At 66.2% G+C, this 22,382-nt stretch carries 24 protein-coding genes; 8 read left to right on the forward strand and 16 right to left on the reverse strand.

Annotated elements, in window-relative coordinates; translation table 11 throughout:
* Nucleotide 1: 1 nt before the first annotated feature.
* A complete protein-coding gene (locus GGC64_RS33180) occupies nt 2–883 on the reverse strand; it encodes a polysaccharide deacetylase family protein (RefSeq protein WP_192726846.1) in 882 nt (293 codons plus the stop codon).
* Nucleotides 884–1,040: 157 nt separating this feature from the next.
* On the opposite strand from GGC64_RS33180, the gene GGC64_RS33185 reads away from it, so the two are divergent.
* Complete coding sequence (locus tag GGC64_RS33185; protein WP_192726847.1) at nt 1,041–1,490, forward strand: hypothetical protein; 450 nt, start codon at nt 1,041–1,043, stop codon at nt 1,488–1,490.
* 307 nt (nt 1,491–1,797) lie between these two features.
* Here the strand turns inward: GGC64_RS33185 and GGC64_RS33190 are convergent, their stop codons facing one another.
* Nucleotides 1,798–2,928, reverse strand: coding sequence for a BTAD domain-containing putative transcriptional regulator (locus GGC64_RS33190; protein ID WP_192726848.1), 1,131 nt, complete (start codon nt 2,926–2,928; stop codon nt 1,798–1,800).
* A gap of 68 nt (nt 2,929–2,996) precedes the next feature.
* Here GGC64_RS33190 and GGC64_RS33195 point away from each other — a divergent pair, with 68 nt between their 5' ends.
* Nucleotides 2,997–3,839 (forward strand): hypothetical protein, encoded by an 843-nt coding sequence (locus GGC64_RS33195; RefSeq protein ID WP_192726849.1) that lies wholly within the window; start codon nt 2,997–2,999, stop codon nt 3,837–3,839.
* On the opposite strand, the gene GGC64_RS33200 is transcribed toward GGC64_RS33195, so the two are convergent.
* Complete coding sequence (locus GGC64_RS33200) at nt 3,827–5,236, reverse strand: serine/threonine-protein kinase (protein ID WP_192726850.1); 1,410 nt, start codon at nt 5,234–5,236, stop codon at nt 3,827–3,829. The two genes, GGC64_RS33195 and GGC64_RS33200, sit on opposite strands and share 13 nt — an antisense overlap.
* A 126-nt stretch (nt 5,237–5,362) precedes the next feature.
* On the opposite strand from GGC64_RS33200, the gene GGC64_RS33205 reads away from it, so the two are divergent.
* Nucleotides 5,363–5,710 carry a DUF732 domain-containing protein gene (locus GGC64_RS33205; protein WP_192726851.1) on the forward strand — a complete coding sequence of 116 codons (348 nt, stop codon included), beginning with the start codon at nt 5,363–5,365 and terminating at the stop codon, nt 5,708–5,710.
* Nucleotides 5,711–5,720: 10 nt separating this feature from the next.
* On the opposite strand, the gene GGC64_RS33210 is transcribed toward GGC64_RS33205, so the two are convergent.
* The 4 genes from GGC64_RS33210 to GGC64_RS33225 form a co-directional block, all read right to left on the reverse strand.
* Nucleotides 5,721–7,034 (reverse strand): PhoH family protein, encoded by a 1,314-nt coding sequence (locus GGC64_RS33210; RefSeq protein WP_192726852.1) that lies wholly within the window; start codon nt 7,032–7,034, stop codon nt 5,721–5,723.
* Nucleotides 7,035–7,263: 229 nt separating this feature from the next.
* Complete coding sequence (locus GGC64_RS33215; protein WP_192726853.1) at nt 7,264–8,085, reverse strand: acyl-ACP desaturase; 822 nt, start codon at nt 8,083–8,085, stop codon at nt 7,264–7,266.
* 58 nt (nt 8,086–8,143) lie between these two features.
* Nucleotides 8,144–9,610 (reverse strand): glycine hydroxymethyltransferase, encoded by a 1,467-nt coding sequence (locus GGC64_RS33220; RefSeq protein WP_192726854.1) that lies wholly within the window; start codon nt 9,608–9,610, stop codon nt 8,144–8,146.
* Nucleotides 9,611–9,615: 5 nt separating this feature from the next.
* Entirely contained in the window at nt 9,616–10,815 is a 1,200-nt protein-coding gene (locus tag GGC64_RS33225; protein ID WP_192726855.1) for a DUF885 domain-containing protein, read from the reverse strand.
* Between the two features lie 30 nt (nt 10,816–10,845).
* On the opposite strand from GGC64_RS33225, the gene coaA reads away from it, so the two are divergent.
* Nucleotides 10,846–11,784: a type I pantothenate kinase gene (coaA, locus tag GGC64_RS33230; protein WP_192726856.1), complete on the forward strand. Its 939-nt coding sequence runs from the start codon at nt 10,846–10,848 to the stop codon at nt 11,782–11,784.
* 41 nt (nt 11,785–11,825) lie between these two features.
* Here the strand turns inward: coaA and GGC64_RS33235 are convergent, their stop codons facing one another.
* The 4 genes from GGC64_RS33235 to GGC64_RS33250 all read right to left on the reverse strand — a co-directional run bounded on the left by GGC64_RS33235 (nt 11,826) and on the right by GGC64_RS33250 (nt 14,963).
* Nucleotides 11,826–12,236: a hypothetical protein gene (locus GGC64_RS33235; protein WP_192726857.1), complete on the reverse strand. Its 411-nt coding sequence runs from the start codon at nt 12,234–12,236 to the stop codon at nt 11,826–11,828.
* Between the two features lie 90 nt (nt 12,237–12,326).
* Complete coding sequence (locus tag GGC64_RS33240; RefSeq protein ID WP_192726858.1) at nt 12,327–12,734, reverse strand: hypothetical protein; 408 nt, start codon at nt 12,732–12,734, stop codon at nt 12,327–12,329.
* A gap of 69 nt (nt 12,735–12,803) precedes the next feature.
* Nucleotides 12,804–14,156, reverse strand: a complete 1,353-nt coding sequence (locus GGC64_RS33245; RefSeq protein ID WP_192726859.1) for a hypothetical protein — start codon at nt 14,154–14,156, stop codon at nt 12,804–12,806.
* A 15-nt stretch (nt 14,157–14,171) separates the two neighbouring features.
* The gene (locus GGC64_RS33250) at nt 14,172–14,963 is read right to left on the reverse strand and encodes a (2Z,6E)-farnesyl diphosphate synthase (RefSeq protein ID WP_192726860.1); all 792 of its coding nucleotides are present in this window, start codon (nt 14,961–14,963) and stop codon (nt 14,172–14,174) included.
* Between the two features lie 55 nt (nt 14,964–15,018).
* On the opposite strand from GGC64_RS33250, the gene GGC64_RS33255 reads away from it, so the two are divergent.
* Nucleotides 15,019–15,756, forward strand: a complete 738-nt coding sequence (locus tag GGC64_RS33255) for a hemolysin III family protein (protein WP_192726861.1) — start codon at nt 15,019–15,021, stop codon at nt 15,754–15,756.
* Nucleotides 15,757–15,808: 52 nt separating this feature from the next.
* Here the strand turns inward: GGC64_RS33255 and GGC64_RS33260 are convergent, their stop codons facing one another.
* The 4 genes from GGC64_RS33260 to mca are packed head-to-tail and all read right to left on the reverse strand — an operon-like array spanning nt 15,809 to nt 19,256.
* The gene (locus GGC64_RS33260) at nt 15,809–16,180 is read right to left on the reverse strand and encodes a nuclear transport factor 2 family protein (protein WP_192726862.1); all 372 of its coding nucleotides are present in this window, start codon (nt 16,178–16,180) and stop codon (nt 15,809–15,811) included.
* Nucleotides 16,181–16,190: 10 nt separating this feature from the next.
* A complete protein-coding gene (locus tag GGC64_RS33265; protein ID WP_192726863.1) occupies nt 16,191–18,176 on the reverse strand; it encodes a thioredoxin domain-containing protein in 1,986 nt (661 codons plus the stop codon).
* A complete protein-coding gene (locus GGC64_RS33270) occupies nt 18,160–18,387 on the reverse strand; it encodes a hypothetical protein (RefSeq protein ID WP_192726864.1) in 228 nt (75 codons plus the stop codon). The genes GGC64_RS33265 and GGC64_RS33270 overlap by 17 nt, the downstream gene beginning before the upstream one ends.
* Nucleotides 18,384–19,256 carry a mycothiol conjugate amidase Mca gene (mca, locus tag GGC64_RS33275; RefSeq protein ID WP_192727016.1) on the reverse strand — a complete coding sequence of 291 codons (873 nt, stop codon included), beginning with the start codon at nt 19,254–19,256 and terminating at the stop codon, nt 18,384–18,386. The genes GGC64_RS33270 and mca overlap by 4 nt, the downstream gene beginning before the upstream one ends.
* A 109-nt stretch (nt 19,257–19,365) precedes the next feature.
* On the opposite strand from mca, the gene GGC64_RS33280 reads away from it, so the two are divergent.
* The 3 genes from GGC64_RS33280 to GGC64_RS33290 all read left to right on the forward strand — a co-directional run bounded on the left by GGC64_RS33280 (nt 19,366) and on the right by GGC64_RS33290 (nt 21,228).
* Entirely contained in the window at nt 19,366–19,788 is a 423-nt protein-coding gene (locus tag GGC64_RS33280) for a DUF4307 domain-containing protein (protein ID WP_192727017.1), read from the forward strand.
* Nucleotides 19,789–20,028: 240 nt separating this feature from the next.
* The gene (gene greA, locus GGC64_RS33285; protein WP_067800314.1) at nt 20,029–20,523 is read left to right on the forward strand and encodes a transcription elongation factor GreA; all 495 of its coding nucleotides are present in this window, start codon (nt 20,029–20,031) and stop codon (nt 20,521–20,523) included.
* Between the two features lie 39 nt (nt 20,524–20,562).
* A complete protein-coding gene (locus tag GGC64_RS33290) occupies nt 20,563–21,228 on the forward strand; it encodes a GPP34 family phosphoprotein (protein WP_192726865.1) in 666 nt (221 codons plus the stop codon).
* Here the strand turns inward: GGC64_RS33290 and GGC64_RS33295 are convergent.
* Nucleotides 21,217–22,371 carry a cystathionine gamma-synthase gene (locus tag GGC64_RS33295; RefSeq protein ID WP_192726866.1) on the reverse strand — a complete coding sequence of 385 codons (1,155 nt, stop codon included), beginning with the start codon at nt 22,369–22,371 and terminating at the stop codon, nt 21,217–21,219. The two genes, GGC64_RS33290 and GGC64_RS33295, sit on opposite strands and share 12 nt — an antisense overlap.
* Nucleotides 22,372–22,382 lie beyond the last annotated feature (11 nt).

Raw genomic sequence — 22,382 nt, forward strand, 5'->3', positions numbered from 1 at the left:
CTCAGGCGCCGTTGTTCGCGCCGCCGGAGTTCGCACCCTCGATGTCAGTGATCGGAAAGTTCGGCATGGGTTTGGGCGACGGCGTATTCGGCAGCGTCGGGATCTCGGCCGGCGGGATGTCGGTCAAGTCGTTGACCGGCGGGCCGTTCTCCCGGCTGCCGTAGCTGCTGCCCGGTTCGCGCGGGCCGACGAGCTGACTGACGGTCACCAGGTGGTAGCCGTTGCGCTTCAGGACAGGGATGAACTGGTAGACCAAATCGACTGTGCTGGAGTAGGTGTCGTGGAACAACACCACCGAGCCAGGTTTGATCTGGGTCATCAGCATGTAGCGCGTCGCGCCGGTGTTGGAGTCGTTCGCCCAATCGAAAGGGATCACGTCCCAGTTGATGTCGGCCATCCCCTGCTGCTTGGCCGCGGCAAGGACGTTGTCGTTGATCAGCCCGCCCGCGGTCCGAAGAAGGTTGGGCTTTTGACCCGTCGCCGCTTGGATGGCGTCGTTGGCCTTCGAGATCTGGCTCGGAATGTCCTCGGGCGGGATCGTCGTCATGTTGGGGTGTTCCCAGGTGTGGTTGCCCACCTCCATGCCGGCGTCGGCGACACGTTTGGCGCCCGCGGGGTTGGCCGCGACCTTGTTGCCGATCAGGAAGAACGTCGAGCGCGCGTCGTTGTCCTTGAGGATCTGCAGCAGACGGTCGGTGTACGGGCTCGGCCCGTCGTCGAACGTCAGCGCGACGCACTTCTCTTTGGAACAGTCGACGTCCTCGGCGCTGGCCTTGCGGACATGCCCGGTCAGCCCGCCGATGATCAGCACCGCGGCGGCCGCCAGCACGCCAATGGCGGTCCTGGCGTAGCGCCAGGCCTGGCTGTCGGGTCGTTTCGGCACGCCGCGAGTTTACCGACTGGTGATTTCGGCGCGGTTATCCACGCTGAGCGATGGTTTTCGCGCCGAAACCGCCGCCAAGATTTCCTTGAGAACCGCTTGAGGGCTCCGTCGCAGCCTTTCCGTGAGCCGCCACACCGGCCGCCGGAAAGGAACCGACATGACCACTATCGGTAAGTTCACGATGCTCTCCGCGGCGACGATCGCGGCGACGGTCGCCCTCCCGGCAGCCGCCTACGCTTGCGGGGAGCCGCCGCCTGAGGCTTTTCATACGCCGTCCGGCAACATCCTGTGCTGGATGACGCCGTACTCCTCCGATTGCCAGGTGGTCGACCACTCGTATTCAGTGCAAGGGCAATCAGCGGACTGCGTGTCGCCCGATTCGCCCCATTCGTTCTCGCTCAACAAGGGCGCGGTGGCGACGCTGTGGTGCACCGACAAGCCGCTCAGCACGTATCAGGACATAGGCAAGAACATGACGCTCGACTACGGGCAATCGAAGTCCGAAGGCGTAATGACTTGCGTCAGCGAGACCTCGGGTGTGATGTGCACCGACACCAGCACCGGCCACTTCTTCCGCGTGTCCCGCGACTCCTACGAGCTCGGGTGACCTCGTGGGCACGGTTACCGTTCGGGCCCGAGCGAGGTGTCAATGCGATGGACATGCTCCAGTACGCGGCGGTCTGTGCGGCTGCCATGGCATCGGTGACAGCTTGCGAAGCAGGCGTCTCACGCGACGCTGCGCCGACTGGCACCCCTCGACACGAATCCCCCCGGACTCGTGGCCGTTCCACAGCGACGGCGGCAGTTGGCGCGTCGTGACATACGGCAGTGGATTCAATTGCACCAACGAGGGCGTACCACCGTCGATCGCCGCCGAACTCGAATGCTAGCCGCGGGTTTCCGGCGGAATCCTGCTAGGGGCCGAGTTCGAAGGTGAATTCATGGTCGCCGATGCGGATGCGATCCCCGTCGGCCAACGTGGCGCTGCCGCGAATCCGGTTGTCCGCCAGGGTGACTCCGTTTGCCGAGCGGAGGTCGGTGACGACAAAGCTGGTGCCCGTATCGACGATCATCGCGTGGTAGCGGCTGACCATCGCATCGTCGATAACGATGTCGTTGTCGGCAAGACGACCGATGCGGACGATGGCGCCCCTCAGCGGATACAGGTCCCCGGAGCCGTCGCGCAGATGCGCGACGGAAGACTGCGACGACGCACTGGTGCCTCGCGCGAGTGTCGCGACAGCACGTTTGGCGGTCGCGCGGGCTACTCGTTTGACGTCCAGCGGTTCTTGGCGAAGGATCCGCTCGTGCAGGGCTCGCAGTGTGGGTCCGGGGTCGATGCCCAATTCGTCGGCGAGCGTGGTCTTCAATCGTCGATACGCCTCGAGCGCGTCGTATTGCCGTTCCATCAGGTAGTAGGCAGTGATCAACTGCGCCCACAACGGTTCTCGGTACGGTTGCTCTGACGCCAGCGCTTCGAGCTCAGATATGATGGAATGAGCTCTGCCACAGGCTATCTCGGCTTCCGCCCGCAGCGTCTGCGCCACCAGCTTGTCCTCAGCCAGCGCGGCGGCATATGGCTCGACGAACTCGAACTCGCGCAGGTCGTCGAGCACCGGGCCGCGCCACGGGGCCAACGCCGTAGACAGGTGACCGCTGGCCTCGTCGAACCGCCCGCTCGCGGCGGCCCGCACGCCGGCCGCGAGTTCAGCGTTGAAGCGGCCGACATCGCACTCCGTGTCGGCTACGTTCAGGCGATACCCCGGCCGTGCGCTGACCAGAACAACGGCAGGATCGACACCAGCCTTGGTCAACAGGCGGCGAAGATTGGAGACGTAGGTGTGCAGGCTGGCTCGAGCGTCCGGGGGTGGGTTTCCTCGCCACGCCGCGTCCAACAACGAATCGATCGCGACGGCGCGATTCCGATTGATCACCAACACCGCCAGCACCGCCCGTTGCTTGGCGGCGCCCAACGAGATATCGGAGCCGTCGACGCTCATCTGCAGAGGACCGAGCACCCCGAACTGCAGAGCGCTGTTGGCCATCGCGGCAGCAACCCCTTCAATTCGGCAATGCGTCAGGACCCATTGTGAGTCGTCCACCGCGGACAGTAATGCGTAGCGGTCGGCCTGTCTGGCTCATCGCGGGTCTCGTCGTGCTCGCGACCCTGGTGCTGGTGGTCGGCGTGCTTGTCGGCCTGCGCCTCGGCGGCCGTACACACCCGTCGGTGCAGTCAGCGCTGGCGACTGACTTCGCCGGATTGGAGTCGCAGTTGCATGCGGAGGTCGGCATCGCACTCAGTGCCGTTGGCGCAGGAGGAGCCCCGATCGTCTTGGGCCACTGGCACAGTGGCCCCGCCTGGTCGACTATCAAGGTGCCGCTCGTCATCGCTGCGCTTGGTGAACATCAGCCGCCTGTACTCACCGACGCGATGAGGGCCGCTGTCACCGAATCAGACAATGCGGCGGCGGAATCGATCTGGGCCGGCCTTGGCGATCCGGCTACCGCGGCGCGCAAGGTCGACGCGGTGCTGAGACAGACAGGCGATCCGACGACGGTGCAGTCGCAACGAGTACGTCCGGAGTTCTCCGCCTTCGGCCAGACCGAGTGGCCGTTGACCGATCAAGTGCATTTCATCTCAGTTGCCGTGTGCGACAGGGCAACTGAGCCAGTCTTTGCGTTGATGGGCCAGGTCACGTCGGACCAGAGCTGGGGTATCGGCACACTCCCGGACAGTCGGTTCAAAGGCGGCTGGGGGCCATCGCCCAGCGGTAGCTATGTGGTCAGGCAAATGGGAGTGTTGACCGGCTCGACCGGAATGATCGCCGTTGCGTTGGCCGCGCAGCCGTCGTCGGGAAAGTTCGACGACGGGGTCACCGCGGTCACTGAAATGGCGAAATGGCTGACCGCCCACCTGTTCGCACTGCCGGCGGGCCACTGCGACTACCACAAGTAGACGCGAGCATTGTTGCCGCCGATGCACGTGATCCAGCTGTCCCCCGGCTCCTTCTTGCAGTGCATGAGGAAGTTCGAGCCGTTGCACAACGCGCCCGGCACAGCCTGGCAGTCGACGGCGCCCGGCGCGGACACGGCGCGTGGCAGCGGGCTGGCATTGCCGTAAGCAGCCCAGTACGACGTCAACACGCTGTTGGCGAATAGGCACGACGTTTCGGGCGTCCCGCGTCCGCCGTGGGTGCCGAATCCGGTGGCGTCGGGTAACGAGAAGCCCGCGTCGCAGAGTTCGTGCCGAACGCTCAGGTCTGGTCCGGTCACCAGCGGCGGCACCGCGGCCGCCGGTTCGTCGGTGCCCGCCTGCCCATTGTTGTTGCTAGCGAGCAGCCCGATCACCACGCCGATTCCCCCGAGAATCAACGCTGCGGCGACCGCGATCACGGTCGGCACCAACCATCGTCGCCGCCGCGAATCGTTCTGTACCTCCGTGGGTTCGGCCATGGCCGCTTCGGACGGCCGGGTAACGGTGACACCCGAGTACGTCGGCGCGGTCGGCAAAGAGGTGACATCGACATTGGCCACCGTCTGCATCGCGCGCTGCGCCGCGCGCCCCAGTGCGCCCGCCGATCCGTAGCGGTCGTCGGGCTCCTTGGCCATTCCGCGGGCGATGACGTCGTCCATCGCAGCCGGGAGGCGCCGATTGACCTCAGTGGGCCGTGGCGGCGGCGAGGCGATATGCGCCGCTATCAAGTTCTCCAAACTGTCACGCGTAAAAGGGATTTCACCAGTCAGCGCCTCGTAAAGGACACACGTCAGCGAGTAGACATCGACCGCCGGGGTGCTGGGCTGGCCCCTAAGCCGTTCAGGTGCCATGTAATCCAAGGTGCCGATCTGAGTGCCCGCCGTCGTCAACCGGGTCTCGCCGGTGGCCTCGGCGATGCCGAAGTCGACCAGGTATGCGAAATCAGCAGGGGTGACAAGGATGTTCTGAGGCTTGACATCGCGATGGATCAGCCCCTCGGCGTGGGCCGCATCCAGGGCGGCGGCCACCTGGCAGACGATGTTGACCGCGCGGGAAGCATCCAGCTGACCCTGTTCGATCAGGTCGAGCAGCGTCTGGCCCTGCACCAGGCGCATGTCGATATACAGGCTGCCGTCGATCTCGCCCCAGTCGTGGATCGGAATGACATGCGGCTCTTGCAAAACCGCAGCCGCTTGCGACTCGCGCTGAAACCGGGTGCGGAAAGAGTCGTCGTCAGACAGCTTGTGGGCAAGTATCTTCAGCGCGACGGTGCGTCCCTTGGCATTGTCGTACGCTTCGTACACCTCACCCATGCCGCCCTTGCCGAGCAGGCGCGTGACGTTGTACTTGCCGAACGTCGTGCCGACGCGCGAGTCCACCGAGGAAGTATCTCCCCCCATTACAAGGATTCGCCAAGAAACCGTTGAGAGTCGCAAGAGGCGTCCGCCACAACCTGGACATGCCCGGCCACCAGGGTCGGCACTACCAGGAGAGGACCTACCACGATGCTCACCAACCGCTTCACCAAGTCAATCGCAGGAACCGCACTCGTCGCCGCCACGCTGGGCTTCGGCGCGATCGCCGGGGCCGCTGCCGCCAACGCCGACTCCGTCGACGACACCTTCGTCGCCAGCCTGGCCCAGGCCGGCATTCCGCAGATTCCGGCGGCCATGGAGATCTCGGCAGGCCACGCCGTGTGCCAGAACCTCGACGAGGGCACGACCAACCCGGATCTGGTGCTCGCGGCGTTCGACGCGAAGCACGTGTTCGCCACGCACGGGCAGAACAGGGCGATGATCGTCGCCTCGATGACGGCCTACTGCCCGCAGTACCTCCCGCAACTGCACGGGTAGCGCGCCAGGCTCACGGCAGCGCGCCGGGGCTGATCTCCTCCAGCATCTCGGTGACCAATGCCGCGATCGGCGAGCGCTCGCTGCGCAGCAGCGTGATGTGTGCGAACAGCGGGTGGCCCTTGAGCTTTTCGATCACCGCCGCCACACCGTCGTGGCGGCCCACCCGCAAGTTGTCGCGCTGGGCGACGTCGTGGGTGAGCACCACCCGCGATCCGGCGCCCAGCCGCGACAGAACGGTCAACAACACGTTGCGTTCCAACGACTGCGCCTCGTCGACGATCACGAACGAGTCGTGCAACGAGCGCCCGCGAATGTGCGTCAGCGGCAGCACCTCGAGCATGCCGCGGGAGAGCACCTCCTCGAGCACCGCGGGGCTCGCCAGACCTTCGAGTGTGTCGAAGACGGCCTGCGCCCACGGGCCCATCTTCTCGCTCTCGCTGCCGGGCAGATAGCCGAGATCCTGCCCTCCGACCGCATACAGCGGCCGGAACACAACGACCTTGCGTTGGGTGCGGCGTTCCAGCACCGCCTCCAGTCCCGCGCACAACGCGAGCGCAGACTTGCCGGTGCCGGCCTTGCCGCCGAGTGAAACGATGCCAATCGACTCGTCCAGCAACAGATCCAGTGCCACCCGTTGTTCGGCGGAGCGCCCGCGCAACCCGAACACCTCGCGATCGCCGCGCACCAGCTGCACCTGCTTCTCCGGGTTGACCCGGCCCAGCGCATGCGAGCTGCCGCCCAGCAGCCGAACTCCGGTGTGGCACGGCAGATTGCGCGCTGCTTCGAGATCGATCTCGCTGTCTGCGTACAGCTTGTCGATGTCGTCGGCCGACAACTCGATCTCGTCCATCCCCGTCCAGCCGGACGTGATGACGTCCTGGGCGTGGTACTCGTCGGCGGCCAGGCCGACGGCGCCTGCCTTCACGCGCAGTGGAATGTCCTTGCTGACCAACGTGACTCGCTTGCCCTCTGCAGCGAGGTTGGCCGCTACCGTCAGAATCCGCGCGTCATTGCTCTCGTTGCGGAAGCCGGCGGGCAATACAGTGGGATCGCTGTGGTTGAGCTCGACGTGCAGCGTTCCGCCTTGCGTCCCAACGGGAATCGGCTGGTCCAGCCGCCCGTGTTCGAGCCGCAGATCGTCGAACATCCGCAGTGCCTGCCGGGCGAACCAGCCAAGCTCATGGTGATGCCGCTTGGCTTCCAGTTCGCTGATGACCACCAACGGGACCACGACTTCATGTTCGGCAAACCTCGTAGCGGCCCAGGGATCGGACAGCAGCACGGAGGTGTCGAGTACGTAGGTCCGGACGGTAGTTTTGGTCACGTAGCGCTCCTCGAGGCGAGGGAGTTCATGCGACCCCGCACGAACACATCGGCGGACGCTGCGGTACCAGGACCGGGGCCGGTCCTCTCGTGATGACGATCGGTACCGCCCGGATAGCAGAGCATGTCGCTAGCCATCGAGAAACGACGCTACTCCGGCTTCTCGCTTCGCGCCGTGCAGGCGCGCCGTATCCGATGCCGCCTGCCGTAGCGGCGAGTTGGCTAACTCGTCAGGCGAATTGCTTCAGCGACGGTTCGTCGGCAACGCCCCACGCGGTGATGCGGTCGGCGATCACCTGCCGCCGCTGCTCAGGTCCGAAGATGCCGGCATCGGCGACGTTGGCCACTTTGTCCTTATAAGCGTCGATATCGCCGCCGACCACGTCGAGTTCGGCTGCGCGGCGTGCGATCGCCTCGATGGTCTCGTCGCGGCGGTAGCCGAGGCAGTGCGCGACGAGGTTCCCGAAGAACTCCTCGTGGCGTTCCTCGTCGCGGGCGATGCGGCCAACAAGACCCTTCAGCACCGGCTCGGTGATCTGGGCTTCGAGATTGCGGCAGAACACGGCATGCTCACGCTCGAAGAACGCCATGTGCACCAGGCGCTCGATCTGGCTGTAGGTGTCGGCGCGGTAGCCCTTCATCACGTGCTCGACGCGCACGTCCTCATTGGCGGCGGGGTCGATTTCGCGGGTGACGACGAGGTAGTTGCGCAGCGCGATGGCGTGCAGGTGCTCCTCGGCGGTCCAGCGGCCGATCCAGCGGCCCCACTTCTCCTCGAGGATGAAGCTGAACACGAACTCGCGGTGATAGCCGGCGAGGTTGTCCTTGGTGATCAGCAGGATCTCGAGGGCATCGGTGACAGTCTTGGGCAGCGTGACCTGCGACGGGTCCCAATCGCGGCCGCCGAGGAAGGCGAAGTTCTCGCCCTGCTCGAACGGCACGTAGTCGTGGGCGTACCAGAGATCCTCGGTGTCGATGTGACGTCGCAGTTCGTTCTGCACGACCGGCTCGAGCTCGAGAATGAAGGCATTAGGTACAGGTTTCTGTGCCATGCGGTTACAGTAACCCAATTCTGTGGGAATCGTAAAATTCCCCAGCGGCGTGGCGCGGCTACAGCGTCAGGCCGGGGTAAAGCGGGTTGGCGGCCAGCAGTTCTGCAGCCCCGGCGTGCACCCGCTCGGCGGTGCCGTCGGCCAGCTTGTACTTCGCCTTCGATGTGCCCTCCGGCTGCGTGTTGGACAGCACCTCGACCATCAGCTCGGCGACGCGGTCGAAGTCGTCGGGGCCGAAGCCGCGAGTGGTCAGCGCCGGCGTGCCCAGCCGGATGCCGCTGGTGTACCAGGCGCCGTTGGGGTCGGCGGGGATCGAGTTGCGGTTGGTGACGACGCCGGAGTCCAACAGCGCCGATTCGGCCTGGCGGCCGGTCAGCCCGAACGACGTCACGTCGAGCAGCACGATGTGATTGTCGGTGCCGCCGGTGACGAGGCGCGCGCCACGCTTGAGAAACCCGTCGGCAAGCGCCTTGGCGTTGTCGGCGACCCGCTGCGCGTAGGCCTGGAACGAAGGCTGGCGCGCCTCGGCCAGCGCGACGGCCTTCGCCGCCATCACGTGAGAAAGCGGTCCGCCCAACACCATTGGGCACCCCTTGTCGACGGCGTCGGAGTATTCGGCGGTCGCCAGCACCAGGCCGCCCCGCGGCCCGCGCAGCGACTTGTGCGTCGTGGTGGTGGTGACATGGGCGTGCGGCACCGGATTCTCGTCGCCGGTGAACACCTTGCCGGCGACGAGCCCTGCGAAGTGCGCCATGTCGACCATCAGGGTGGCGCCCACCTCGTCGGCGATCTCGCGGAGCTTGGCGAAGTTGACCCGTCGCGGGTAGGCCGAGTACCCGCCGACCAGGATCAGCGGCTTGAATTCGCGGGCGGCCTTCGCGAGCGCGTCGTAGTCGAGCAGCTCGGTGTTCGGGTCGGTGCCATAGCTGCGCTGGTGAAACATCTTGCCCGAGATGTTGGGCCGGAAGCCGTGGGTGAGGTGCCCACCCGCGTCCAGCGACATGCCGAGCAGCCGCTGGTTGCCCAGCTTGGCGCGCAGCTCCTCCCATTGCGCTTCGGTGAGGTCGTTGACGTTCTTGACGCCGACCTCGGCCAGCCCAGGACCTTCTACACGGGTGGCCAGGATCGCCCAGTACGCAACGAGGTTGGCGTCGATGCCCGAGTGCGGCTGAACATAGGCATACGGCGAGCCGAACAGCTCGCGGGCGTGCTCGGCGGCCACTGTTTCGACGGTGTCGACGTTCTGGCAGCCGGCGTAGAACCGGTGCCCGATGGTGCCTTCTGCGTACTTGTCGGACAGCCAACTGCCCATGGTCAGCAACGCCGCCGGCGACGCGTAGTTCTCGGAGGCGATCAGCTTCAGCGAATCACGTTGATCGGCAAGCTCTTTGCGCGTGGCCGCCGCGATGCGCGGCTCGACAGACTCGATGATCTGCAGAATCGAGCGGTAGGCGGCGCTTGCGGTGTCGGCGTACTCGGCGCCGGGAGCAGCGGTGGTGGTGGTCGCGGTCGAGTCTGCGGTCATGCGGTTCAGCCTACTTTCCGCAGCGCCGACGGAATCAGCGGCTCGTCCAGCAGTCGGCCGAAGCGTTGCGTGAGGCTGACGCCCTCGGGCCTGTCCTCCAGCCAGCCGCGCAACAACCGATAGCCCTCGACATAGGTGCTGGTGTAGGCGCGCCACAACGGCGAGGAGAGGAACCGCAGCATCTGCCGGGCGCGGTCGTCGTTGACCAGCAGCCAGCGTTTGAGGAAGGCCACGACGTCGTCCACGTCTCGATGTTCGTCGTGCAGCATCAGCGCGGCGTCCTGGCGCACGTCGGCCAGCGCGGCTGAGGCCTCCGAGACCGCCTCGGCACGTTCGCCGTCGAACCGCAGTCCGAGATCGGCGTAGATGTCGCGAGCCCAGCCACCCCAATCCGGCCCGATCGCGGCGTACAGCGCCAGGTCCGCCAGCCCCTCGGCCATCAGACACTGCGGCGTGTTCACCAGGAAGATCGTCTGCTCCGTCTGCCCCTTGCCCTCGACAAGGCCTGCCTCCTTGCGGCAGTGCTCGGTGTGGTGGCCGGGATAGGACTCGTGCGCGACCAACCGCGGCAGGTTGGACATCTGCTGCTTGAGGTCGGCGTTGACCGCGACGGTGGAGCGGTAGTCACCGAGGTAGTAGTTGAACCCCGACCACGGCTTGTCGGTGACCACCTCGTAGGTGATGGTTTCGGTGTCGGGCAACGGATATTCGGCGCGCACCCGGTCGCGCAGCGCGCTGGAGAACGCGTGGATGGCTTCCTCGAGCCGGTCAGGCGGGATCTCCTCTGCCGCGCGATAGTTCTGCATGCGCTCGGCGAGTGATCCACTGCCGGGCAGCGCTTCGTCGAGCTTGCGGTGGGCCTGCTCGTAGCGCGCGGGATCGCCCTTGGTGACGTGCACGTCGAAGTAGGCCTCGACTTCATCGACGAACCCGACGTCTTGACCCGCGAATTTCTTCCCCGCGCACGCCAGCGCCCGCAGATGCGCCGCGACGTACTCCGCACGGTCCGGTTCGAGGTCGTCGGGGATCTCGGCAGCCAGGCGAGCTGCCTGGACGGCCAGGTCAGCGGGATCGGGGGCGGGCTCGTTCTGCACCTGATGACGCAGGGCGGGGTCTCCGGTGAAGGAGTCGACGTAGCCGTCCTCGATCCGGTCGAAGCGCAAACCGAGCAGCAGATATTCGCGAATGAGGGTGCCGGACTCCATGGCGACCACGCTAACTGCAAGACTGACCCCATGCCGCGGCTGAGCGAGCCGAGCCCCTATGTGGAGTTCGACCGGAGTCAATGGCGCGCGCTGCGCATGTCGACGCCGATGAAATTGACCGAAGACGAAGTGCTGCAGCTGCGGGGCCTCGGCGAGAAGCTGGACCTACTCGAGGTCGAAGAGGTCTACCTGCCGCTGGCCCGGTTGATCCACCTTCAGGTCGCAGCACGCCAGCGACTGTTCGCCGCGACCGCGGAGTTCCTCGGTGAGCCGCAGCAGAACCCGGATCGCCCGGTGCCGTTCGTCATCGGCGTGGCGGGCAGCGTGGCCGTCGGCAAGTCCACCACCGCCCGTGTGCTGCAAGCACTTCTGGCCCGATTCGAGCACCATTCCCAGGTCGACCTGGTCACCACCGATGGGTTCCTGTACCCCAACGCCGAGCTGACCCGTCGAAACCTGATGCACCGCAAGGGTTTTCCTGAGAGCTACGACCGCCGCGCGCTGATGCGGTTCGTGACGGCGGTGAAGTCAGGTGCCGACAAGGTGTGCGCGCCGGTTTACTCGCATCTGCTCTACGACATCGTGCCCGGCGAAAAGCAGATCATCAAACATCCCGACATCCTGATTCTCGAGGGCCTCAACGTATTACAGACCGGTCCGGCGCTGATGGTTTCGGACCTGTTCGACTTCTCGGTGTACGTGGACGCCCGCATCGAGGACATCGAGCACTGGTACATCAACCGGTTCCTCGGGCTGCGCTCGACGGCGTTCGCCGATCCTGCGTCGCACTTCCACCACTACGCCACGCTGACCGATGAGGCCGCGGTGTTCGCGGCCCGCGACATCTGGCATTCGATCAACCGGCCCAACCTGATCGAGAACATCCTGCCGACGCGTCCCCGCGCGACGCTGGTGTTGCGCAAGGACGCCGACCACGCGATCAACCGGCTGCGGCTGCGCAAGCTCTAAGCCCGCCGGCGCAGAGCCGAGCGGGCTTGAGCGGCAACGGCTTACGCCTTGGCGCGACGCCAGCCCTGATACTGCAACTCGGCCATCACCAGCGTGTAAACGCCGGCACCCAACGTGAGCACGATGCCGGTGGTGGTCAACGGGAGAACGTCGGCGAGGACGAATACGACGGACGCGACGGTGTAGAACGCGTTGCCTACGGCGATCACAATGCCTGCCCGTTTCACCGACGAACTCGCCGCCAATGCGAAAACACCCACAGCGAAGGCGATGAAGAATGCGCTCACCGAGTACTCGAACGCTTTGGTGGTGCCTGACGTTTCCGCCAGCCAGCCCGCGAGCGGGATGCCGGCGATACCCATGATCCCGCTGCAGGTCGCGTCGAGGCGCAGAGCGAAGCGCAAAAACGAGTCGCTGGACTGCGCGAGTTTCGGTGTGGAGATGGCGGTCATGAAATTTCCTTTCTTGTTGGGTGAGTACCGGTTCCGGAGCCGACGCAGCAACCTCTTACAACGGCGGCTCCGGACCCAGTCATGCGGGAGTCACGCGAGACGGCGCACTCCGAGGTACTGGGCGTAGGCGAAGGCGAGGGTGGCGACCGTGAATGCGACCGCCGCGACCACGCCGAGTTCGGTCAGCGGCAGCCACCCGGCGATCAGCACCACGGTGACGAGCACCGCGAACGCGATGTTTCCGGCCAGCACGCTGACGCCGACGCGGCGGACATCGGACAGGCCGGCCGCGAGGTAGAGCGCGGCGCCGTAGCCCACCAACGCGGTGCCGCCGATGAACTCCGACGTCGACGACAGACCGGACAGTCGTGACAGCGGATCGGCCGCCATCGCGACGAGCAGCCCGAGACCGCCGCACAGGGTGGCGTCGGCGCGAAGGGCGAAACGCAGTAACGAGTCGGTGCTTTCCCGGACCGGGCGGGTGTTGATTGCCGTCATGGCTCTGAGATTGCTCAGAATGCACTGCCAGATCGACGCCGGACGCTGCCAGCTACTGCCAACAGCAGGTCAGACGTCTTGCGCCGCGACCAGATTGCCGCGCAGATCCGCGGCGATCAGCCGGGCGGCGGCGTTCTGCCAGTTGTGCAGCGACCGCTGCGGCACCTCGGTGACGAACCACTGCCAGGCCTGCCTCGCGACGGGGTCCAGCCCTGAGGCGGTGGCATTCTGCGCGTAGGCGCGCACCCCGACGACGTACGGGAAGTACAGCGAGTTGTAGTGGCGCCACTGCTCGGTGGTGCCGAAGTCGCCGCCGTCGCGCGGCTTGAGCCGTGCGATGTGGTCGGCCAGCAGCGCCTTGAGTTCGTTGGCCCGCTCGAGCGGTGCGTCGGGCGCGCCGCGGGCGGCCAGCCGCTCGTCGATGATCGGCAGTGCGGTCAGCGGGCTGGCGACGAGCTTGGACAGGTCGCCGTAGTGCCCGAGCGCGCGACGGGTGAGGCGGACGAAGGTGTCGTCATCGACGCCGTCGAGCGGGTTGGCCGCCCGTCTGGCCAGTGCGGCCTCGGTATCGCGCAGTGCCGCACGGTCGGCCCGCAGATCTGGCGAGCGGGAGAACGCGACGCGGTCGAGCAACGCGGCCAGCGGATCGGCGAGCACGTTGATCGCGATCGCGATGCCGAGGCTGGTGAACAGGAGGACCGTCAGCGCTGTCTGTTGCCCGGACACGGCAAGACCGATCAACAGCTGACCGCCGAACAGCAGCGCCACCACGGCCGTCGCCGCGAACGACCGCAGCATGTCGGCCCGCAGCGCCTGGCCCTCGTCGAACGCGTCCCACATCGCGACCGCCAAGCCGAGCACTCCGACGTCGAACCCCGTGGACGCCAACGCAATCCAGCTCGGGACCAGACCCAGCGGGATCACGACGATCGCATTGGCCAGCGCGAAGAACAGCGTGCCGATGACGACGAAGCCCGTGACGCGCCCAGGCGTGCGCTGCAGCACCGCCACGATCATCGCGCCCAGCGTGGACAACGAGATCGCCGCGAACATCACCCAGTGACCGAGCCGCACCGGTCCGTCGACATTGCCCGCCATCACGGCGCCGAACAGTGCGACGGCGCCGACACCGGCCACGAGCGTGATCTCGCCTGCCCGGCTGCGCCAACTATCGGATGGCCGGCACAGTTCAAGCAGGACGGCGAACCATGCGATGCCGGGCACTGCGACCAGATAGATCTCGACGCGGCTCAGTGCGTCCAGACCGCTGGTCACCCGCACCGCGTCGAGGGCGACCACCACCGCGAAACTGGTCAGGCCGATCGCGGCGAGAACCAGCACCGGCTTGCGTGGATCGCGGGCCAGCAGATAGAGGCCCAACCACCAGCTGAGCGAGAAGACCATCGCTGACAGCGCAGCCATGGCTCAAGTGTGGCACTACATGCCGTACCGGCGATGGCGCGCGGTGTAATCGCGCAGCGCCCGAAGGAAGTCCACCCTCCGGAACTCCGGCCAGTACGCCTCGGTGAACCACATCTCCGAGTAGGCGCTCTGCCACAGCAGAAAGCCGGACAGCCGCTGCTCCCCCGAAGTCCGGATCACCAGGTCGGGATCGGGCTGTCCTGACGTGTAGAGGTTCTCGGAGATGGCGTCGACGTTGATCGCCTCGATCAGCTGGTCGCCGGTGGCACCGTTGGCCAACTCCTTGCTGAGCAACTGGCGCACGGCATCGACGATCTCCTGGCGGCCGCCGTAGCCGACGGCGAGGTTGACATGAAAGCCGCTGCCGTTGCCGTTCGTGGACTCCACGGCCTCGCGCAGCCGCCGCGCGGGTTCCTCGCCGATCAGCTCGAGGTCGCCGACCGTGCGCACGCTCCACCGGTTGGCCGGTGCGCAGATCTCCTCGGTGACGTCGGTGATGATCTCGATCAGCGATGCCAGCTCACCCGCGTCACGCTGCAGGTTTTCGGTGGAAAGCAGGTAAACCGTGGCCATCTCGATGCCGGCCTCCTGGCACCAGCGCAGCATCTCGGCGATCTTGCGGGCGCCCATCCGGTAGCCGTAGCTGACGTCGTCGTGACCGGCATCACGTGCCCATCGTCGGTTACCGTCACACAGCACCGCGATGTGGCGGGGCAGTTCAGTTTTCGAGGACGCCAGTCCCTGACGCAGCCGCATCTCGTAGAGGCGGTACATCGGTTCCTTGAGACGAGGAGGAATGATGTCCACGAGGATCCAGACTACTGTTTCGGTCGAAGACCCCCATGGCATTGAGGGAGGTGACATGGCCCAGATCGATACGGCCGACGAGGCCCAGCAACAACCGGCCCGCGTATACGCAGAAGACTTTCCCGAAGCCGTCGTCGACGGTGTCGAGAAGTTCCTCGGCAGGCCGCGATTGCGTGGGTGGATCCACGTCTACGCAGCCGTTGTCGCGTTCATCGCGGGCGCCGCGCTGGTGTCGGTGTCGTGGGCGGTGGAATCGACGCGCGCCGGGCTGGCGACACTGCTCTACACGTTCACGATCGTGGCGATGTTCGCCGTCAGCGGTACTTATCACCGGGTGACCTGGGAGTCGGCGACGGCGCGCAAGTGGATGAAGCGCGCCGACCACTCCATGATCTTCGTGTTCATCGCGGGCAGCTACACGCCGTTCGCCTTGCTGGCGCTGCCGGAGCGCAGCGGTTGGGTGCTGTTCTGGATCGTCTGGGGCGGCGCGATCGCCGGGGTGCTGCTCAAGATGTTCTGGCCGTCGGCGCCCCGCTGGGTGGGCGTGCCGCTGTATCTGTTGCTCGGCTGGGTGGCCGCCTGGTTCGTCGGGCCGATCATGGACGGCGCGGGCGTCGCGGCTCTGGTGTTGTTGATCGTCGGCGGCGCGCTCTACAGCATCGGCGGCGTGCTCTACGCCCTCAAGTGGCCCAACCCCTGGCCGACGACATTCGGCCACCACGAGTTCTTCCACGCCTGCACCGCGGTCGCGGCGATCTGCCACTACATCGCGATGTGGTTCGCCGTCTTCTGAGTGGTTTCGGCGCGGTTATCCACGCTCAGCGACGGTAAGCGCGCCGAAATCACTAGAACGTTGTGACGTTGTCCTGGCTCCAGTAGGCCTTCATCGACGCGATCTTGGCGTCGTCGTCGAAGGTCATGGTGCTGATGATGTCGATACGCATCCCGTTGCCGCCGAAGTCGAGCGACAGCGTCCAGTGAAACGCCGCCTCGTTGCCGAGCGCGCGCAGCGTCAGGACGTCGGTCTGAGCCTTGACGTTCTCGATCGCGCCGTAGAAGCCGCGGATAGCCTGGCGGCCGATGTGCACCTCGCCGCCGACGGGATCCTCGACGGTGGCGTCGTCGGCGTAGAGCGACGCGACCTCATCGGGCTGTCCCTTCGAGACGAAGTCCAGGTAGCGGGTGACGGTCTGGGTGATGTCCTCGGCGCTCGGCATGGCCGAGACGCTACCTCAGCGCCGCCGTCAATTCGGCAATAGTTGTGACGGGCAGATCGCACACCCGGCCGCGGCACACGTACGCGGCGTCGGCGCCGTCAACCCTGTCGCGGTCCAGCAGGAGCGGCGAGGAGTTGACCGGTCCGCCGACGACAACTGCTCCCCCAGGCGCCAATTCGCGTGCAGCAGAGAGCAATTGCGAATGCGGCGGATCGCAAGCCACCGCGATCTGGATCGGCCCGCGCACCGCGGCTTCGGCGACCGCCAGCCAGTGTCCACCCGAGCGGGCCAACCGGGCGAGAATCGGCGTCGCGCCGGCCAACGTGGCCTCTGCCGCCGCGGCGTAGCGCTCGGGATGCGGTGCCAGGTGAGCGGCCAGCTGTAGCGCCTCGGCGATCGACGAGGCTCCCGACGGTGTGGCCCCGTCCAGCGGGTCGGCGGGCCGGACCATCAGCTGCTCGGCGTCGTCGGCGGTGTCGAACCAACGGCCGTCGGTGTCGGGGTCGACGAAATGATCGAGCGCGATGTCGAGCAGCCCGGTGGCCGACTCCAGCCAGGACTCTTCGCCCGTCAGCTGATACAGCGTCAACAGTGCGGTCGCCAGCGTCGCGTGGTCTTCGAGGATCGCGGCACTGTCGCCGACACGGCCGCCGAGGCTGGCGCGCCGCAACCGGCCGTCGACAAGGTGCAGGTCGAGGATCGAGCGCGCGCATTGCGTTGCCGCACCGAGGAATCCGTGCCGACCCAACGCCACACTCGCCTCGGCGAGGGCGGTGATCGCCAAGCCGTTCCATGCGGTGACGACCTTGTCGTCGCGGCCGGGCTGCGGCCGGGTCAGCCGTGCGGTCAGTAGCTTGCCGCGCACCCGCTCGAATCTGACTGGGTCGTCCGGATCGACCGGCAACTGCAACACCGAGCTGCCGTGCTCGAAGGTCCCTTCCGCTGTGACGTTGAAAAGCGCTGCAGCCCAAAGTCCGTCGTCATCACCGAGCACGTCGCGAAGCTGTGCTGGATTCCAGACGTAGGTCAGGCCCTCTTCACCGTCGGCGTCGGCGTCCAACGACGAGACGAACATGCCGCCAACACTCAGCTCGTCGATGATGAAGCGGGCGGTCTGCTGGGCAACCCTGCGCGCCAACGAGTTTCCGCTGCGCCTGGCCCAGTGCGCATACACCCGAAGCAGCAGCGCATTGTCGTACAGCATCTTCTCGAAGTGCGGCACCACCCACGACGCGTCGACGCTGTAACGGGCGAAACCGCCGGCCAGCTGGTCATAGATGCCGCCGCGCGCCATCGCGGTGCAGGTCCGCTCGACGGTGTCCAACGGCAAAATGTCGCCGGTGCGTTCGTGGTTGCGCAGCAGCGCTTCCAGCAGAGCCGACGGCGGAAACTTCGGCGCGCCACCAAATCCGCCGCGCTCGACATCCTCGTCCTGCAGCGCCGCGGCGACCGCGTGATCGCACAGCGCCGGCTGCACCGGCGGACCTCCGCCCGGCAAGCCGGAGGCCATCGACCGCAGTTCGCCCGCGATCCGGTCGGAGGCTTCCTCGACCTCAGAACGCCTGCTGCGCCACGTGTCGGTGACGGCAGCCAACAGCTGCAGGAAATTCGGCTTCGGGTAATAGGTCCCGCAGAAGAACGGCCTGCCATCCGGCGTCAGGAAGCACGTCATCGGCCAGCCGCCCTGCCCGGTCAGCGCGACCGTCGCATTCATGTACACGGCGTCGAGGTCGGGCCGCTCCTCGCGATCGACCTTGATGTTGACGAAGCCCTCGTTCATCACCGCGGCCACCTGGTCATCCTCGAACGACTCGTGTGCCATCACGTGACACCAGTGGCAGGCGGCATATCCGATCGACAGCAGGATCGGCACGTCGCGCTCGGCCGCCTCGGCCAGTGCCTCGGGAGTCCATTGCCGCCAGTGCACCGGGTTGTCGGCGTGCTGGCGCAGATAGGGGCTGGTCGCCTCCGAAAGGGTGTTACCCGCCGGGCTCACTCTTGTGATCCTCGTCGAGCGACTGGTCCGGCTCGGAGTCGAACGACTTCGGCAGCTTGCGCAGATGCCGGTTCATCGACCACACCAACGCGAACGTGCCGATCAACAACAGCACGATGATGACGAGCCCGAACGGGCTGGCCTTGCCGAAGTCCGGGCCGGTGTTGCGAGGAGCGTCGTCGGCGAGAAACGTGGCGAGTAGATAGTTCACTTGGCATCCTCGATGCCCGCGAACAGGTCGGTTTCCGGCAACGAAACCGGCACTCGCGAGCGTGCGAGCTCGAATTCCTCAGTGGGCCAAAGCCTTTGCTGCCACTCCATCGGAGTGGCGAAGAAGAAGCTGTTGGGATCGATCTGGGTGGCGTGGGCGCGAAGTGCGTCGTCGCGCTGCGGGAAGTACTTCGCACACTCGATGCGGGTCGTCACCCGCTTGTCGAAGATGTCGTGGTCGGCGTCCCACTGCTCGAGCCACTTGGCGAACGGGCCCTCCTGGCCGTGTTTGGCGAACTCGTCCTGCAGCAGCTGCATGCGTTTACGCAGAAAACCGTGGTTGTAGTACAGCTTGAGCACGTCCCACGGCTCGCCCGCGTCGGGGTAGCGCAGATAATCAGCCGCGGCCTCGTAGGCGGCCACCGAAACCTGATGGGTGCGAATGTGATCGGGATGCGGATAGCCGCCGTTCTCGTCGTACGTCGTCATCACATGCGGCTTGAACTTACGGATCACGCGCACCAGTTCCTCGACGGGCTCCTCGAGCGGAACGACGCCAAGGCAGCCGTCGGGCAGCGGGGGCGGCGGGTCACCCTCCGGCAGGCCGGAGTCGATGAAACCCAGCCAGTGGTGCTCGACGCCGAGGATCTCGGCGGCCTTGGCCATCTCGTCGCGGCGGATCTCGGCCATCCGGCCGTGCACGTCCGGCAGGTCCATCGCGGGGTTGAGGATGTCGCCGCGCTCGCCGCCGGTCAGCGTCACCACCATCACGCGCACGCCCTCGTCGGCGTACCGCGCCATCGTCGCGGCACCCTTGCTGGACTCGTCGTCCGGGTGGGCGTGCACCGCCATCAACCGCAGCTCGCTCAACCTGTTCTCTTTCACCTGTGCAGACATTCCGAGACGGTTCAACCATCACGGGTGCCCCTATAGTTCCAGCACTAGTACATCTATCCGACCGATGGGTTTGCAAAACGAGATGATCGAGCGTCCCACGGCCCGCTACGGGCGGCAGCGGCTGTCGCGAGCCAACCGCCGCTGGATCGCCATCGGCCTGGGCCTGCTGGTCCTCGGAGCCGGCATTGCGATCGCCATGATCGCTTCGCAGCGGCTCGGCACCGGCGAGGTCAAGGGTGAGTTGGGCGGCTATCAGCTGCTCGACGACCAAACGGTGCAGGTGACGGTCACCGTGACCCGTGACGACCCGTCCCGACCGGCGGTGTGCATCGTGCGGGCCCGCTCGATCGACGGCAGCGAAACCGGCCGCCGTGAGTTGCTGGTCGGTCCGTCGACGCAGAAGACCGTGCAGGTGACGACGGTGGTCAAGACCAGCAAACCCCCGGTGGTGGGCGACGTCTACGGTTGCGGCACCGACGTGCCGTCCTACCTGGTGACCTCCTAAAACAGCACGCAGAAGTCGGTGCGACAAACGGCGAGCAGCCGAAACGTGAAAATCCGCTGTCCCGGCGGTGTTAGACTAGTCAGATACACGGTTCCTGCTGGGAGCCGTGTATTGCTGCTTTTAGTGCGCGGATTAGGCGTTGACCATAGCGGCAATACACGCAAGAAGCTCCCGGCGCCGTAGACACGAGACTTCTTACGCGAACAAGCGCGAGAGCAACGACGAGGGGAGCGCGACGACATGACCGACACCCAGGTCACCTGGCTGACGCAGGAGGCGTACGACCGGCTGAAGGCCGAGCTCGATCAGCTGATCGCCAATCGACCGATCATCGCAGCCGAGATCAACGACCGTCGCGAAGAGGGCGACCTGCGCGAGAACGGCGGCTATCACGCCGCCCGCGAGGAGCAGGGCCAGCAGGAGGCCCGCATCCGTCAGCTGCAGGAGCTGCTGAACAACGCCAAGGTGGGCGAGGCTCCCAAGCAGTCCGGCGTGGCGCTGCCCGGCTCGGTGGTCAAGGTCTACTACGACGACGACAAGAGCGACACCGAGACGTTCCTGATCGCCACCCGCCAGGAGGGCGTTTCGGACGGCAAGCTCGAGGTGTACTCCCCGAACTCGCCGCTTGGCGGCGCGTTGATCGACGCGAAGGTCGGCGAGACCCGCAGCTATCAGGTGCCCAACGGCAACACCGTCAAGGTCACGCTGGTCAGCGCCGAGCCGTACCACTCCTAGGCCGCGACCGCGGCTCGGCCGCTGGTTTACAGTCCGCCTATGGCGCAGATCGCCGAGGACCTCTTTCTGCTACTGGTGGACAACGCGTCCGCACAGCCGGGTCTCGACCGCGTGCGCCGCGAGCGGGTACTCACCGGCGCGGTGCTACTCGATCTTGCGCACGCCTGCCGAATCCGGCCCGCGATGGCCGGTGAGCCGGTCGAGACGGGCCGGCTGGTGGCGTTATCGGTGCCCGGCCCAATGGATCCCGTCGTCGCGCCCGCGTTCGAGCTGCTGCAGCGACGGCCGCTGCGTCCGGCGACCGCGGTCAAGCGGCTGTCCAAGCACACCGAGGAGAACCTCGCCAACTATCTGGAGTACATGGGCCAGATCCGCCGTGTTCGGTTGAACTCCAGGCGGTTTGGTCAGCCCTACGCGTGGCCCCTGACCAACAGGGAGCGGGTTGCGCACGCGCGCTCCGCGCTGCTGGCATCGTTGTTCGATCGCAGACCGCCTGCCCCGGCGACAGCGGCGATCATCTCGCTGCTGCACGCCGTCGACGGGCTCGGGGCGCTGCTGAGCCTCAATGACCGCGGCTGGCGGTGGGTGCACGCCCGGGCGGGCGAAATCGCAATGGGCAGTTGGGTCGACGAATATCCGACCGCACTGCCCGAGGTGAATCTGGCGATCACCGCTTCGGCGGTTCGGGGGGCGCTAGCTTCTTAGCGCCTGCTCCACGTCGGCGAGCAGGTCGGCGGGATCCTCGATGCCGACCGACAGCCGCACCAGGTCGTCGGGCACCTCCAGTTGAGAGCCCGCCGTCGACGCGTGCGTCATCGCGCCGGGATACTCGATCAGCGACTCCACTCCGCCAAGGGACTCGGCAAGGATGAAAATCTCTGTCCGAGAGCAGAAGTCGTGTGCTGCCTGCGGGCCGCCGCGCATCCTCACCGACACCATGCCGCCGAACGCGCTCATCTGCCGCTTGGCCACTTCGTGGCCGGGATGGCTGGACAGCCCTGGGTAGAGCACAGTTTCGACGGCGGGGTGGCTGTCGAGGAATTCGGCGACTGCGGTGGCATTCTCGCTGTGCCGCTGCATCCGCAGCACCAGCGTCTTGAGCCCGCGCATGGTCAGGTAGGCGTCGAATGGGCCCGGCACCCCACCCGCACCGTTCTGCAGAAAGGCGAAGGCGGTGTCGAGTTCTTCGTCGTTGGTCAGCAGCGCGCCGCCCACCACATCGGAGTGTCCGCCGATGTACTTGGTGGTCGAATGCAGCACGATATCTGCACCGAGCGTGAGCGGCTGCTGCAGCGCCGGCGAGGCAAAGGTGTTGTCCACCAACACCTTTGTGCTCGACGGGGCCGCCAGTTGCGCGATCGCGGCGATGTCGGCGATCGAAAGCAGCGGGTTGGTCGGCGTCTCTACCCAGATCAACCGCGTCTTCGGGGTGATCGCCGCACGCACCGCGTCCAGATCCGACAGCGCCACCGCGGTGTAGTCGATTCCCCACTGCGTGAACACCTTGTCGATCAGCCGGAAGGTCCCGCCGTAAGCATCGTCGGGCATGACGATGTGATCGCCTGGCCGCAGCACCGCGCGCAGCGCACAATCGGTGGCCGCCATACCCGAGGAAAACGCCCGCCCGAACGTCGCCTCCTCCACTGCGGCAAGCGACGCCTCGAGCGCCGCGCGTGTCGGGTTGCCGGTGCGGGCGTACTCGAACCCGCCGCGCAGCCCGCCGACACCGTCCTGGGCGAACGTGGAACTCGCGTAGATCGGTGCGTTGACGGCACCGGTGCCGGGGTCGGGCCTGAATCCCGCGTGGATGGCCTTGGTGGCCAGGCCCTGGTATTTGTGCTCAGTCATCCCGCTCAGCG

This window comes from Mycobacterium sp. OAS707 (assembly GCF_014873705.1).
GTDB lineage: Bacteria > Actinomycetota > Actinomycetes > Mycobacteriales > Mycobacteriaceae > Mycobacterium.

Excerpts from the sequence above, each read along its gene's own strand:
- GGC64_RS33185 (WP_192726847.1), top strand. The coding sequence starts at position 1,041 with ATGACCACTATCGGTAAGTTCACGATGCTCTCCGCGGCGACGATCGCG.
- GGC64_RS33190 (WP_192726848.1), bottom strand. The coding sequence starts at position 2,928 with ATGGCCAACAGCGCTCTGCAGTTCGGGGTGCTCGGTCCTCTGCAGATG.
- GGC64_RS33195 (WP_192726849.1), top strand. The coding sequence starts at position 2,997 with ATGCGTAGCGGTCGGCCTGTCTGGCTCATCGCGGGTCTCGTCGTGCTC.
- GGC64_RS33205 (WP_192726851.1), top strand. The coding sequence starts at position 5,363 with ATGCTCACCAACCGCTTCACCAAGTCAATCGCAGGAACCGCACTCGTC.
- GGC64_RS33215 (WP_192726853.1), bottom strand. The coding sequence starts at position 8,085 with ATGGCACAGAAACCTGTACCTAATGCCTTCATTCTCGAGCTCGAGCCG.
- GGC64_RS33220 (WP_192726854.1), bottom strand. The coding sequence starts at position 9,610 with ATGACCGCAGACTCGACCGCGACCACCACCACCGCTGCTCCCGGCGCC.
- GGC64_RS33225 (WP_192726855.1), bottom strand. The coding sequence starts at position 10,815 with ATGGAGTCCGGCACCCTCATTCGCGAATATCTGCTGCTCGGTTTGCGC.
- coaA (WP_192726856.1), top strand. The coding sequence starts at position 10,846 with ATGCCGCGGCTGAGCGAGCCGAGCCCCTATGTGGAGTTCGACCGGAGT.
- GGC64_RS33235 (WP_192726857.1), bottom strand. The coding sequence starts at position 12,236 with ATGACCGCCATCTCCACACCGAAACTCGCGCAGTCCAGCGACTCGTTT.
- GGC64_RS33240 (WP_192726858.1), bottom strand. The coding sequence starts at position 12,734 with ATGACGGCAATCAACACCCGCCCGGTCCGGGAAAGCACCGACTCGTTA.
- GGC64_RS33245 (WP_192726859.1), bottom strand. The coding sequence starts at position 14,156 with ATGGCTGCGCTGTCAGCGATGGTCTTCTCGCTCAGCTGGTGGTTGGGC.
- GGC64_RS33255 (WP_192726861.1), top strand. The coding sequence starts at position 15,019 with ATGGCCCAGATCGATACGGCCGACGAGGCCCAGCAACAACCGGCCCGC.
- GGC64_RS33260 (WP_192726862.1), bottom strand. The coding sequence starts at position 16,180 with ATGCCGAGCGCCGAGGACATCACCCAGACCGTCACCCGCTACCTGGAC.
- GGC64_RS33280 (WP_192727017.1), top strand. The coding sequence starts at position 19,366 with ATGATCGAGCGTCCCACGGCCCGCTACGGGCGGCAGCGGCTGTCGCGA.
- greA (WP_067800314.1), top strand. The coding sequence starts at position 20,029 with ATGACCGACACCCAGGTCACCTGGCTGACGCAGGAGGCGTACGACCGG.
- GGC64_RS33290 (WP_192726865.1), top strand. The coding sequence starts at position 20,563 with ATGGCGCAGATCGCCGAGGACCTCTTTCTGCTACTGGTGGACAACGCG.
- GGC64_RS33295 (WP_192726866.1), bottom strand. The coding sequence starts at position 22,371 with ATGACTGAGCACAAATACCAGGGCCTGGCCACCAAGGCCATCCACGCG.